The following is a 12197-nucleotide window of genomic DNA, read 5'->3' on the forward strand; positions in this document are numbered from 1 at the left end:
CCTTCATGCCCCGCTTCGCCGCCAACCTGTCCATGCTCTACAACGACCTGGATTTTCTTGACCGCTTCGAGGCCGCCGCGCGCGACGGCTTCCAGGCCGTCGAATACCTGTTCCCGTACGACTTCGCGCCCGAGCAACTGGCCCGCCGCCTGCAGGACCACGGCCTGCGGCAGGTACTGTTCAACGCCCCGCCCGGCGACTGGAACGCGGGCGAGCGCGGCCTGGCCTGCATCCCCGGGCGCGAGGCGGAATTCGCCCAGGGCATGGAACGCGCCATCGCATATGCACGGGCCCTGGGCTGCCCGCGCATCCACGTCATGGCCGGGCTCAAGCCCGCAGGCGCCAGCGATGACATCCTGCGCGCCACCTACATCGCCAACGTGCGCCATGCCGCACGGCTGGCCGCGCCCCACGGCATCGCCATCCTGCTGGAGCCCATCAACGGCCGCGACATGCCCGGCTTCTTCCTGAGCCGCCAGGACCAGGCCCATACGCTGCTGGCCGACATTGCCGAGCCCAATGTCCAGGTCCAGATGGACCTCTACCACTGCCAGATCGTCGAGGGAGACCTCGCCATGAAGATCCGCCAGTACCTGCCCACGGGCCGCGTGGGCCACCTGCAGATCGCAGGCGTGCCCGAACGCCACGAACCCGACGTGGGAGAGGTCAACTACCCCTACCTGTTCCGCCTGCTGGACCAGCTGGGCTACGACGGCTGGATAGGCTGCGAATACCGCCCCGCGCGCGGCGCGGCGGCACACGCTACCAGCGAGGGGCTGGGGTGGATGAAGGAGTGGCTGTAGCTGTAGCGTCTGCGGCGGCAGCGCGTCATACGCCGAGCACGGGAGGATGGGGCGGATAGCTGTCCTGCGTATCCGCCGCCTGCGTTCAGGAATATTCCAGATCGCTGTGCTTGCCGACCACCAGCCGGCCGGCCGACAGCGACATCATCAGCAGCGCAATCGCCTCATGCATGATCAGCGTGTGCGTGTTGCCGGTCTCCACCATCTTGCTGCGCAGCGATTCGCGCACCTGCAGGGAGCCGGTCACGTCGATGATGATGTCCACCGCCGCGTCCACCAGCTCCATGAACCGGGTGGTGACCGGCACGCCGCGCGCGCGTGCCAGTGCGATGCCGGGCTGGTTCAAATCCAGGTCGGCCACCCCAAGCAACTGCACGAAGGGCGCGTCCAGCAACTGCTGCAGCAAGGGAGTGCCGGTCTGCCCCGCACCAATGACCACGATCCGGAAGGCTTGCATGGGATGAATCCTTTTTCCATATGGGAAGTACGGCGCCATCATAGAAATGCCTTGCCGGTGCGCGCCGGTCCGGGGCGGGTGGAATGGGTTTGTATGACCCAGGTCAAATCCGGTGGACAGGGGCGTGGTGGCGGGCCAGGTCTCTGCGGTCGAGGTTCGATACCGGCTGCCTGCAGCACGGACCACACCACCGGCTGCTGACGCGGGAGCCTGCATTCGCCCACAAAAAAACCCGCCGGCTTCGTGGCCCGGCGGGTTTTCTCAGGTGAACAACAGCCAGCGCTGTTATTGCCTTACAGGAACCTGCTCGGTGTACTCGCGCAGCACGCCGCCGCCTTCGACGGAGCCGCTGACCTGGCCGTCCTTGACGCGCTCCACGCAGGAGCGGCGGTCGCCTTCGTTCTTGAAGACATCGCAGCGGGCCACGGCATTGCGCTGGAAGTTGTCGCCCGACTGGACGCCGCCTCGGCGCGATTGCTCCTGGACGGCGGCGGCCTCGTGCTGGGCAGGGTCGCGGCGGTCATAGCCGCGCTTGGCGGGCCCCTTGTGCTCGGCGTGCTTCTTGTGGTGGTGATGGGGCTTGGCCTTTTCCGCGGCGGGGGGCGGAGGCGGCGTGCCATCAGGCCCGGGGCCGGGCTGGGCGGTGGCCAGGCCGGCCATGCCCAGGACGGCAGCGCCAATACACAGCTGCAGGGGACGGATCCATGGATTCTTCATAGCTTCACTCCATTCCTCGTGAAAAAGTCAAGGCCCAAGCATGCGTGTTTTCCAGCTCCCCATTTATCGGTACAGCACGGCTGCGCATGCAGTCCATGGCCTACATGTTGCCGCGCAACGCGCAAGCGGTCGCCGACCTGGGTCAAGCCTGGGTGGCAAACCAGCGCTGAACGCCGTCGGCCATGCGCGCGAAGACGCTGTCCAGCGTGGGAACCTCGGCACCCCACAGGGCGCGCAGCACGTCCGCGTTCTCGAACAGGCCGTGCCAATAGCAGCCGGCGATGCGGCCGTCAGGGCTGTGCCACAGCAGGCCCGGCACAGGCTCGGCCACGGCACTGCCGGCAGCCACCATGTCGGGGCGCACGCTGGTCTGGCCATGGTGGATTTCATAGACCCGGGCCTGCACGCCGGACAGCGCCGCCCAAGCCCCTGGCAGCGGCGGCAGCTGCACGCTGGCGGGCAGCACGGTCTTGTCGGGCGCGAACAGGGTCGTCAGCGGCAGAAGGCCCAGGCCGGCTGCGTTGCCGTCCACGCCGTGCAGGTCGATCAGCGCCTCGCCCAGCATTTGCAGGCCGCCGCAGATGCCCAGCACCTGCCGGCCTGCCGCCGCATGGGCGGCGACGGCAGCATCCAGGCCCTGGGACCGCATCCAGGCAAGATCGGCAGCCGTGGCCTTGGAGCCCGGCAGGATGATCCAGTCCGCGCCGGCCAGCTGGGCCGGCGTGCGCGCCCAGACCACGCGCAGGCCCGGCACCTGCAGCAGGGGCTGGAATTCGTCGAGGTTGCTGATGCGCGGGTAGGCGACGATGGCGATGGTGGTGTGCACGGCGCGCCCCGCCCCGCCTCCAGAGCCACGGTCGTCAAAGACGCCATCCTCCTCCGGCAGGCCATGCTGGAACTGCATGGGGATGGTGGCCACGGTGGGCACGCCGGTGCGCTCCTGCAGCATCTGCGGGGCGGGCGCCAGCAGGCTGGCGTCGCCCCGGAATTTGTTGAGCACGAAGCCGCGGATCAGCGCCTGTTCTTCCGGAGGCAGCAGGGCCCAGGTGCCGTAGAGGTGGGCGAAGGCGCCGCCGCGGTCTATGTCGGATACCAGCAGGCAATGCGCGCCGCAGTGGCGCGCCACGCGCATGTTGACGACGTCGCTGGCATGCAGGTTGATCTCGGCCGGCGAGCCTGCGCCCTCGATGACGACCACGTCGTTGTCGGCACGCAGGCTGTCCAGCGCCTCGGCGATCTGCGGCCACACGCGGGCGCTGCGGCCGCGCCAGGGCAAGGCCGAGAGTTCCTCGCTGACCCGGCCCAGCAGCACGACCTGGCTGCGCATGTCGGCCTCGGGCTTGAGCAGCAGCGGGTTCATGCGCACATCGGGCGCGCAGCCTGCGGCCAGGGCCTGCAGGTACTGTGCCGTGCCGATCTCGCCCCAGGCACCGCCCGGCGCGCAGACCACGCGCGCGTTGTTGCTCATGTTCTGCGCCTTGAAGGGCGCCACCTTGTAGCCCTGGGCGCGGTACCAGGCGCACAGCGCGGTGGCCACCCAGCTCTTGCCGGCACCGCTGCTGGTGCCCAGCACCATCACGCACAGCGCGGGGCGCTGGCCGGGCTCGGGCAAGGGCAGGTTCACGGCGGCGGGTTCACTCGATTGCATGGTGTTTCTCCATTGGCTGCCAGGCAGCCAGCAAGGCGTTCTGGGATGCAGGCGCCAGCACGCCCATGCGCACGCAGCCGGGCAGGCCAAAGCTGTCGCAGTCGCGCAGCTTGATGCCCTGCGCGCGCAGTTGGGCCAGACGCGTCTGCATGGCGTCGCCCTGCCGTGCCTGCGGCCAGCGCGCCACAAAGTAATTGGCCTGCGAGCCGGGCAGCACCTGCCAGCCCAGGCGCTGCACCAGATCGATCTGTTGCGCCTTCCAATCGCGCAGCCGTTGCAGGCTTTGCGCCAGCCATTGCCGGGTGGCCGGTGCGGTCCAGGCCGTGAGCATGGCCTCGCCATGGGCGCCCACGGGCCAGGAGGGTGACAGGGCACGCAAGGCATCAATCTCGTCGTGCGGCACGGCTTCGGGCGCAATGGCGTAGGCCGCGCGCACGCCGGTCATGCCAAGGGCCTTGTTGGGAGTCCACATCTGCCAGGCATCGCGCACCAGGGAGGGCACGGCGGGTTCCATGCCCGGCTCCAGTCTGAGGGGCGCATAGGCGCAGTCGATCACGCGCCAGGTGCCGGGCGGTGCGGGCTCGGTCCACAGGGGCCAGACATCTTCGGGCTGGCCCAGCGGGCTCGATGGCGCGCAGGCCCAGTGCAGGCCGGGGCCGGCCTCGGTGATGCCGTCGCGCGCGGCCAGGGGCAGGCGCCAGACCTGCGCCGCGTGGGCGTAGTCGCCATAGTGGTGTGCCGGCAGGCTGGCGACGGCCGCGCCCTCTCGCACCGCATGCATGGTGATTCGGTGGATGAAGTCGCTGGCACTGGCCGCGATGACGATGCGCTCGGCCTGCACGCCATGAAGGTCCTCCAGCCGTGCGCGCAACGCCGTGTAGTGCGGGTCCGGGTACTGGGCTGCATGTGCCTGGGACAGCGCATCCAGCGCCTGCGGGCAAGGTCCGCAGGCATTGCGGTTGGTGGAGAAATCGTGCGCGGGCACGCCCAGCGCATCCGTGCCGCCGTGGGTGACTGGGATCGGTTTCATGGTGTCTTTCCTGCCATCGCCCATGCAATGACCAGGGCGGCGGCCAGCCCTGCAGCCACCAGCATGGCGACCACGCGGCCCGCATGCGCCACGGCCTGCTGCAGCTCGGCCGCCTGCGGCACGCAGCCTGCGGGGTTGAGCACGTAGACGCCGGGCTTGCCCAGGCGCACACCCAGCAGCCTTGCCATGGCGCCCATGGGCCAGCCGCCGTTGGGCGACGGGGTGATGCACGCGTCCTGGCGCAGCGCACTCCAGCCCGGCCGCCGGTCAGCGGCCAGGCCGGACAAGGCCAGCAGCAAGGCGGTCAGGCGCGCCGGTATCCAGTTGAGCAGGTCATCGGCACGCGCCGTCCATTTGCCGGCCCATTGCCAGTGGCGCCGGTCATCGCCCTGCCCGCGCCAGCCCGGATAGCCCCACATGGCATCGGCCGTGTTGGCAAAGCGGTAGAGGGCCGCGCCCGGCAGGCCGGCCACGGCAAACCAGAACAGCGGCGCCAGCACGGAGTCGCTGAGGTTCTCGGCCAGGGTTTCGATGGCGCTTTCGCGCACCTGGCCTGCGTCGAGCTGCGCCGTGTCCCGGCTGACCAGCCAGGTCAGGTGCTCGCGGCCTGCAGGCAGGGATTGCTGCAGTGCGGCTTCCACGGCCAGCACCTCGTCGCGCAGCATGCGCCAGGACAGCAAGGGCTTGAGCAGCACCCCCAGCACCAGCGCCCCCAGCCACCAGGGCATGGGCGGCAGCAGCCACTGGATGAACGCGTAGATGGCGAAGAACAGCAGCGCCAGCAGGCACCAGGCGACTGCGCCCAGCGCAAAGCGTGGCCAGTCGCGCACATGTTCTTCGCGTGGGGCAATTCTTCGCCCAACCGCAGCCAGCAGCCGGCCCATGGCGACCACGGGGTGCATCCACACGGGCGGCTCGCCCCAGAGCCGGTCGATCAGCAGGGCCACGGGCACGGCCAGCGCGGCGGCCAGGGCGTGGCGGGCCCAGGGGTCGGGCACAGGCTGCGACAGCGCCTGCCAGCTCCACCACAGCGGACTGAACGCGGCGCCCGACAGTTGCCAGAAATGGCTGTCGTTCATGCCTGCGGCGGCGCCCCGGCGGCGCGCTGGCCCCACAGGTCGTCGTAGAGCATGTCCTGCAGCGGCGCACGGCTGGCCCATTTCTGCTGCTGCAGCATGGGCTCTGCGTAATAGGCGGACACGGGGCCCAGGCACAGCACGGCCAGCGGCCGGCTGCCCACGGGCATTTGCAGCAGCGCGGCCAGCACCTCGGGATCGAACAGCGAGACCCAGCCCAGCCCCAGCCCCTCGGCACGCGCGGCCAGCCACAGGTTCTGGATGGCACAGGCGGCCGAGGCCACATCCATCTCGGGCAGGGTGCGGCGGCCGAAGACATGGGCATCGCGCCCGGGCGGCATGGCCACGACCAGCACCTCGGCCGCATCCAGCACACCCTGGACCTTGAGCTGCATGAAGTCTTCCTCGCGCTCGCCCAGCGCACGCGCGGTCTGCAGGCGCTCCTGCTCGACCACGGCGTGTATGCCCTGGCGCAACTGCGCATCGCGCACGCGGATGAAGCGCCAGGGCTGCATGAAGCCGACGCTGGGCGCATGGTGGGCCGCGCGCAGCAGGCGCAGCAGAACATCGGGCGCGACCTCGCCTCCGCAGAAATGGCGCATGTCGCGCCGCTCATGGATCGCGCGGTAGACGGCTGCCCGCTCGGCCTCGGCAAAGGGTTGGGCGGGAATGGTCTCTGGCGCCCGGGAATGCGTTTCGCTGCTCATGCCGCCATTGTCCGCCGCAGGCCGGGCCTGCAGGCGGCATCAGTCCTCAATACCACGCTGGGCGGGAATGCCGGCCTGGAAGGCGTGCTTGACCAGTTCCATGCGCGTGACCGTATCGGCCACGGCAATGATTTCCTCGGGGCAGCGCCGGCCCGTGAGCATGACGTGCACATGGCGCGGGCGGTCGGCCAGGGCCTGCAGCACGGGCTCCAGCGGCAGCCAGCCGTAGATCAGCGGATAGGTGATTTCGTCGAGTACGACCAGGAAGTGATCGCCCGAGAGAATGGCCGTGCGGGCGCGCTCCCAGCCTTCGCGTGCGATCTGGGCAGAGCGTTCATGGTCCTGGCTCTTCCAGCTGAAGCCGTCGCCCAGTCCCTCGATGGGCATGCCCAGCTGCTCGAACATGCGGTGCTCGCCAAAGCGCGCCGTGGGCACCTTCATGAACTGGAAGATCTTGACGGACTTGCCCCGGCCATGCGCGCGCAGGGCCAGGCCGAAGGCCGCCGTGCTCTTGCCCTTGCCGTCGCCGGTGTTCACCAGCACCAGGCCACGGCGTTCGCCTTCGGGCTTTTCATAGGGCTTTTCCGTCGGGGCCTGTTCGATCTGCATGGGTCTGTCATCCTCAAAAGTTGCACACGCTGCGGCGGGCATGCACCGCAGCGGAGCGCCACTTTAACCGAGGCACACGCCCAACCGGCGCTGCAGGGCACGCACGGCGCTGTCCACCGTGGTGAGCACGGGCAGGCCCGTGGCGGCTTCGCAGGCCGCGCGGGCACGCGCCATGCTGAACTGGGCCAGCGCAATGCGCGTGCAGCCACGCGCAGCCAGGGCCCTGGCCTGCTCGACCACCAGGCGGTCATGCGTGGCGGTGTCGCCCCGGTTGAGCGCGTCCATGGCGCCATCGGCCAGGGCGGGCACGAGTTCGATGCCGGCCGGAAACTCCGGCGGCATGGACTGCAGCGTGGGCGCGAAGCTGGAGATCAAACCCAAGGCCCCCTGCTGGCCCTGCACGGCCTGCACCGCCTCTTCGATCATGGCCTCGTTGGGCTTGAGCACGGGCAGCGGCGCATGGCGCGCGGCCACGGCCTCGATGCAGGGGCCAAAGGCCGAGCAGGTGAACAAGATCCCCTGCGCGCCCGTGTCCACGGCGTACTGCGCCAGGCGCTGGAAGCGCTCGTGCATGGCGGCGTCCAGCCCGCGCCCGTTGCGCGCCAGGTCGGCCGAGAGGCTGTCGTCCAGCAGGTTCATGCGTACCGCCTCGGGCCAGTCGCGCGCAAAGGCTTCGTTGATGGGAGCGACGGAATGGCTGAGGGCGTGGATGAGGGCGATGCGGGTCATGGATTGGGGGAATCTGAAAAGGAAAGGAATTATTGGGGCGCCAGCCGGGTGAACTGGGAGCGCGGCAGCAGGCGCTTGAAATCGGCATCGAAGCTGACCACGTGCTCGCCCTGGTGGATGGCGGCAGCGGCCAGCCAAGCGTCCGGTACGTCATTGGCGGAAAGCGCCTTGTCGGCGCACAGTTGCCTTAACGCCGGCCATTCGGCACCCAGCACGGCCTGCTCGACGCCGGGCGATGCCAGCAATGCGTCAACGAAGCGCAAAGCCTCGACCATAGGAGTCGGGTTGACGAAGATCTTCGGATGCGTGACCAGGCGCAGAAAGTTCGCCACCACCATGGGCTGCAATTTCAGCAGCACGCCCTGGCTGGCATCGGCCATGGCCTGCTCCAGCCAGTCGCGGGCCACCGAATGATGGGGGTGGTCGCTGCGCGATGCCGCAACCAGCAGGTTGACATCGGGCGTCATGGTTGATCCTGCTGACCGGCGGCATCCAGCAGCGCGCGGTTGCTCAGTGCGTCCAGCCCCGGTGCCAGCCCGCCCTTGCCGTGGTAGACGGGAAGGCGCACGCGCCGGGCAGGCGCCTGGGCCTTGCGCAAGCGCAATTGCAGGCCCTCCTCGATCAGGCGCGTCAGGCTGGTGTGCTGCTGTGCCGCATAGGTCTTTGCTTCGGTCAGCAATGCATCGTTGAGGTCAAGCGTGGTCTTCATGACGGCCCCCAGAGCAGGAATTTCGTACAGATTTCTCGCACAGATCCTTTGCAAAGATCTTTCGTACAGATTTCTGTATGTTAGAAAAATTCCGCTGGCAGGACAACCAGGCCGGCCTGCGCCCTTCAGATGCCCTTGGACGAGGGATGAGCGAAGGATGGGCGAAGGCATCATGCCCCTCACCACGCGGTCCACGATGGCCTTGGCCTCGTCCCCGATACGCCTTCAGCGATTCAGGTGTTCCCTGCAGCCTTTCGCGCCGATGACGATGCCGGTCAGAGATTCTTCGGCGTGTGTCATGGGCTCTGCACCCAGAGTGCCAATCTGCAGGATGACGTTGCGCCGCATTCCAGAGCCGGTATTCATGCCTCCGCCATGAAGCACCTTCGGGTGGATCGCCACGATCTGGCCTGGGTCACACTGCACGGTGACGGTGTCGGCCGGATCGGGAGTGGGCCAGGTGCCACTCACCTTCTGCTGCTGCGCCTCCTGGTCGGAGATGCGATGAGTGCCCGCATCAAAGCAGGTGGCACCGCTCTCCACCGACATGCCATCCAGGCAGATCATCAGACGAACAAAGCTGGAATCCCTGGTGCAGAAATACCCATTGGGATAATCGCGGTGCCAGGAGATTGACCGTCCGAATCCGGGATTCTTGATGGTCACGTTCATGAAATGGACCACTGCCTCGTCCACGCCAAGAAGCGTCGTTGCCGCCGAGACAAGCGCGGCATCGTGAAGTGTCTCTGCGAAGACTTCATCAAAGCGGGCGGGATCTCCAACAATGAAGATCGAGTTTCCGGTAAGGGCACCATCCAAGCCGGCGCGCTTGCTGGCCGGCAGATCTTTCTCGTACACCAACAGCTCGTCCAACGCCGGATCCAGTGTTCTGGCCTGCGCATGGCGCTGGATGGCTTCAACAGATGCCACCAAGCTGTCGAGAAGGCCCTTCTCCATGGGTCTTGGCCAGATGACAAATCCCTGCTGTTCAAACATCCCCAGTGCATCGGCAAGCATCGAAAAATTCCTCCACCCTCTTTTTCTGTGAAGCGTCATTTCACCCTGTTGGGGCAGAAGAAGAGATGTAGCGCAGTCTGAAAATCAGCATGCCAAGGCCGAAGCCGCCATTTGCGCCACAGCCATTGCAGCGCCAGGATCGTCACCGTCTTCCATGCTCCAGACGGCAGACAGCCCCGACCAGGCCAGCACCCATTGCAACAGGCGCCTGTGCTCAATGCCCGAGACTTCGGCAATGGTGGCCATGCGGCGCGCAAAGCGCCCCGGCGCCAGTGCGCTGGCGGGGTCGGGATTGCTCAGGATGTTGGCGTAGTCGAAGCCGCGCTCGCCATGCAGGCCCTTGGGGTCGATGGCCAGCCAGCCCAGGGGGCCGAAGTCCAGCACATTGCCGTGGTGAAGATCGCCATGCAGCACGGCCACGTCGCGCGGTGCGGCCAGCAGCTCGCGCGCCGTGGCAGCGCACAGGCCGAGCAGGCTGGCGGTTCCATGGCCTTGTGCAAGCAATGCATGGAACCACTGCGTCAGCGGCACCAGGGATGGCAACGCCTTGGCGCGCGGCAGGTGCAGGCGCTTGGCAGCGGTGCACAGGATGCGCGTGGCCTCCTCATCGCGCGCGCCACGGGCCATGTCCACCAGCGATTCGGGTCCTGTGGCGCGCAGCATCAGCAAGGCCGGCCCTTCCTGGGCCAGCACAGGCGCGGCGCCGTCGCCATTCCACCAGGCCATCAGGCGAGCGCCGGCCATCTCTTCGGGCTCCAGCGCAATCTTGAGCATGGCGGGCGTGCCGCCCTGGCGCACGGGCAGCAGCACGCCGCGCGGCGTGGACAGGGGCTGGCCATCGATGGTCAGAGCCCAGCGGCTCAGATACGGCGCATGGAGAAACATTTTTTCCAACAGGCGATCAGGGAGCTGCGGCTTGCCCCCGCAGCCGTGGCAGGGCCAGCCACTGCCCGTCGATGGCGCGGATGCGCAGCCGGTGCTCGAACACGGCCTCCAGCGCCGCATGCGTGGCCGCGTCGGCGCAGGCCCCCTGGTGCACCACTTGCCCCTTGTCGAGAATGACCAGGTCCTGGGCCTGCAAGGCCATCGATATCTCATGCAGCACGCTGACCACGGTGCGGCCCTGGGCGACCAGGGCCTGCACGCATTCCAGCCAGTCGGCCTGGTGCGGCGGGTCGAGGTTGGCCAGGGGTTCGTCCATCAGCAGCACGCGGGCCTGCACGGCCAGGGCGCGCGCCAGCAGCACGCGCTGGCGCTCCCCGCCCGAGAGACTGCCCACGCTGCGCATGCGCCAGTCCCAGCCCTGGGTCTGGCGCAGCGCCTGCTCCACGGCGGCATGGTCTGCCTGGCTGGGCGCCGCCAGCCAGCCCTGGTGCGGCAGGCGGCCCAGCATGACCACGTCCTGGACCCGCATGTCACCGGCCACGGGCTGGTTCTGGCCCAGCCAGGCCAGCGAGCAGGCCCGTTCGCGCGCACTCCATTGCCGCAGCGGGCGACCCAGGAGCTCCACCTCGCCTTGCACGCCAGCGCCGGATTCCATGCCTGCCAGGGCGCGCAGCAGCGTGGATTTGCCTGCGCCATTGGGGCCGACGATGGCGGTCCAGCGGCCGGCGGGCAGGGCCAGGCTCAGGCCGCCCAGGACCTGTCGATCGCCCAGGCGAACCTTCAGGGCGCGCGCTTGCAGGGCGGGGGCCAGTGCCGTCATGCGCCCTCCCCGCCGCGCAGGGCGTGGCGGCGGTGCATGAGCCACAGCAGGTAGCTGCCGCCCAGCAAGGCCGTGAGCGCGCCCACGGGCAGCTCCTGGGGGGCGATGAGCCAGCGCGCCAGCAGGTCGGCGGCCAGCAGCAGCACGGCGCCCATGCCCGCGCTGAGCACCAGCAGCCAGCGGTGCATGGACCGCACCATGGAGCGCACCAGATGCGGCGCGGCCAGGCCGACGAAGGCGATGAGCCCGGTCTGCGCCACGGCCGTGCCCGTGGCCAGCGCCAGCAGCAAGATAAGCACCATGCGCAGCGGCGCCAGCGGCAGGCCCAGGCTGTGGGCCGTGGCCTCGCCCAGGGACAGGCCGTCGAGCACGCGGCCCAGGCACCAGGCGCCCAGGGCGGTGGCCAGCAGCACGGCCAGCATCAGCGCGCAGGCGCCCCAGCCGATGAAGGAGGTGCTGCCCAGCATGAAGGCCTGCATGGCCTGCATGATGTCCGGGTTCATCAGCAGCACCAGCGATGCGGCCGCGCCCAGCACCACCCCCACCACCACACCGGCCAGCAGCAGGCGCATGGTGTTGTGCACGCCCTGGGCCAGCACCAGGGTCAGCAGCACGGCCAGGGCCGCGCCCGCAAAGGCCGCGCCCGTGACGCCCAGGCGCGCCAGGCCCGCGAGTGCAAAGGGCGAGGCGCCCAGCGCCGCCATGCTCAATGCAACGCCCAGCGAGGCGCCCGAGGCGCTGCCCAGCAGATAGGGATCGGCCAGCGGGTTGCGGAACACGCCCTGGGCAATGGCCCCGGCCAGCCCCAGCAGGCCGCCGGCCAGCCAGGCGCCCGCCGTGCGCGGCAGCCGGATCTCGGTGACGATCTGCCAGGACAGCGGATCGCTGCGCGCGGCCCACACGCTTTCCCAGCCCGTGCTGCCCACGCCCGCACCCAGCAGCATGAGCAGGGCACTCACGGCCAGCAGGGCCAGCGCCATCCACGGCGCA

15 protein-coding genes are annotated in these 12197 nt (G+C 68.8%); 1 reads left to right on the top strand and 14 read right to left on the bottom strand.

The genetic code is table 11. The features are described 5' to 3' along the window. Window positions 1–5 precede the first annotated feature (5 nt). Window positions 6–803 carry a 2-oxo-tetronate isomerase gene (gene otnI / locus U6958_RS22900; RefSeq protein WP_074922984.1) on the top strand — a complete coding sequence of 266 codons (798 nt, stop codon included), beginning with the start codon at window positions 6–8 and terminating at the stop codon, window positions 801–803. An 85-nt stretch (window positions 804–888) separates the two neighbouring features. On the opposite strand, the gene U6958_RS22905 is transcribed toward otnI, so the two are convergent. The 14 genes from U6958_RS22905 to U6958_RS22970 form a co-directional block, all read right to left on the bottom strand. After that, window positions 889–1260, bottom strand: coding sequence for an oxidoreductase (locus tag U6958_RS22905; protein WP_012204656.1), 372 nt, complete (start codon window positions 1258–1260; stop codon window positions 889–891). A 285-nt stretch (window positions 1261–1545) separates the two neighbouring features. After that, window positions 1546–1977: a hypothetical protein gene (locus U6958_RS22910; RefSeq protein ID WP_016445226.1), complete on the bottom strand. Its 432-nt coding sequence runs from the start codon at window positions 1975–1977 to the stop codon at window positions 1546–1548. A gap of 142 nt (window positions 1978–2119) precedes the next feature. Beyond that, window positions 2120–3625 (bottom strand): cobyric acid synthase, encoded by a 1506-nt coding sequence (locus U6958_RS22915; protein ID WP_074922983.1) that lies wholly within the window; start codon window positions 3623–3625, stop codon window positions 2120–2122. Then, window positions 3612–4655 carry an aminotransferase class I/II-fold pyridoxal phosphate-dependent enzyme gene (locus tag U6958_RS22920; RefSeq protein WP_074922982.1) on the bottom strand — a complete coding sequence of 348 codons (1044 nt, stop codon included), beginning with the start codon at window positions 4653–4655 and terminating at the stop codon, window positions 3612–3614. The genes U6958_RS22915 and U6958_RS22920 overlap by 14 nt, the downstream gene beginning before the upstream one ends. Continuing rightward, window positions 4652–5734, bottom strand: coding sequence for an adenosylcobinamide-phosphate synthase CbiB (gene cbiB, locus U6958_RS22925; protein WP_074923030.1), 1083 nt, complete (start codon window positions 5732–5734; stop codon window positions 4652–4654). Before cbiB ends, U6958_RS22920 begins: the two co-directional genes overlap by 4 nt. After that, window positions 5731–6438: a 5,6-dimethylbenzimidazole synthase gene (bluB, locus tag U6958_RS22930; RefSeq protein ID WP_074922981.1), complete on the bottom strand. Its 708-nt coding sequence runs from the start codon at window positions 6436–6438 to the stop codon at window positions 5731–5733. Before bluB ends, cbiB begins: the two co-directional genes overlap by 4 nt. Window positions 6439–6477: 39 nt before the next feature. Then, window positions 6478–7047, bottom strand: a complete 570-nt coding sequence (gene cobO / locus U6958_RS22935) for a cob(I)yrinic acid a,c-diamide adenosyltransferase (RefSeq protein ID WP_013803210.1) — start codon at window positions 7045–7047, stop codon at window positions 6478–6480. A 63-nt stretch (window positions 7048–7110) separates the two neighbouring features. Further along, window positions 7111–7776 (bottom strand): aspartate/glutamate racemase family protein, encoded by a 666-nt coding sequence (locus U6958_RS22940; RefSeq protein WP_016445221.1) that lies wholly within the window; start codon window positions 7774–7776, stop codon window positions 7111–7113. Between the two features lie 29 nt (window positions 7777–7805). Then, window positions 7806–8243, bottom strand: a complete 438-nt coding sequence (locus U6958_RS22945) for a TA system VapC family ribonuclease toxin (RefSeq protein WP_016453067.1) — start codon at window positions 8241–8243, stop codon at window positions 7806–7808. Continuing rightward, on the bottom strand, window positions 8240–8485 hold the full coding sequence (locus tag U6958_RS22950; RefSeq protein WP_016453068.1) for a DUF6364 family protein: 246 nt from the start codon (window positions 8483–8485) through the stop codon (window positions 8240–8242). Before U6958_RS22950 ends, U6958_RS22945 begins: the two co-directional genes overlap by 4 nt. A gap of 225 nt (window positions 8486–8710) precedes the next feature. Next, the gene (locus U6958_RS22955; RefSeq protein ID WP_016445218.1) at window positions 8711–9502 is read right to left on the bottom strand and encodes a phytanoyl-CoA dioxygenase family protein; all 792 of its coding nucleotides are present in this window, start codon (window positions 9500–9502) and stop codon (window positions 8711–8713) included. Window positions 9503–9586: 84 nt separating this feature from the next. Further along, window positions 9587–10387 carry an aminoglycoside phosphotransferase family protein gene (locus tag U6958_RS22960; protein WP_083393635.1) on the bottom strand — a complete coding sequence of 267 codons (801 nt, stop codon included), beginning with the start codon at window positions 10385–10387 and terminating at the stop codon, window positions 9587–9589. 16 nt (window positions 10388–10403) lie between these two features. Further along, a complete protein-coding gene (locus U6958_RS22965; RefSeq protein ID WP_074922980.1) occupies window positions 10404–11207 on the bottom strand; it encodes an ABC transporter ATP-binding protein in 804 nt (267 codons plus the stop codon). Next, on the bottom strand, window positions 11204–12187 hold the full coding sequence (locus tag U6958_RS22970) for an iron ABC transporter permease (RefSeq protein ID WP_047217633.1): 984 nt from the start codon (window positions 12185–12187) through the stop codon (window positions 11204–11206). The genes U6958_RS22965 and U6958_RS22970 overlap by 4 nt, the downstream gene beginning before the upstream one ends. Window positions 12188–12197: the final 10 nt, after the last annotated feature.

This window comes from Delftia lacustris (assembly GCF_040267515.1).
Lineage (GTDB): Bacteria > Pseudomonadota > Gammaproteobacteria > Burkholderiales > Burkholderiaceae_C > Comamonas > Comamonas tsuruhatensis.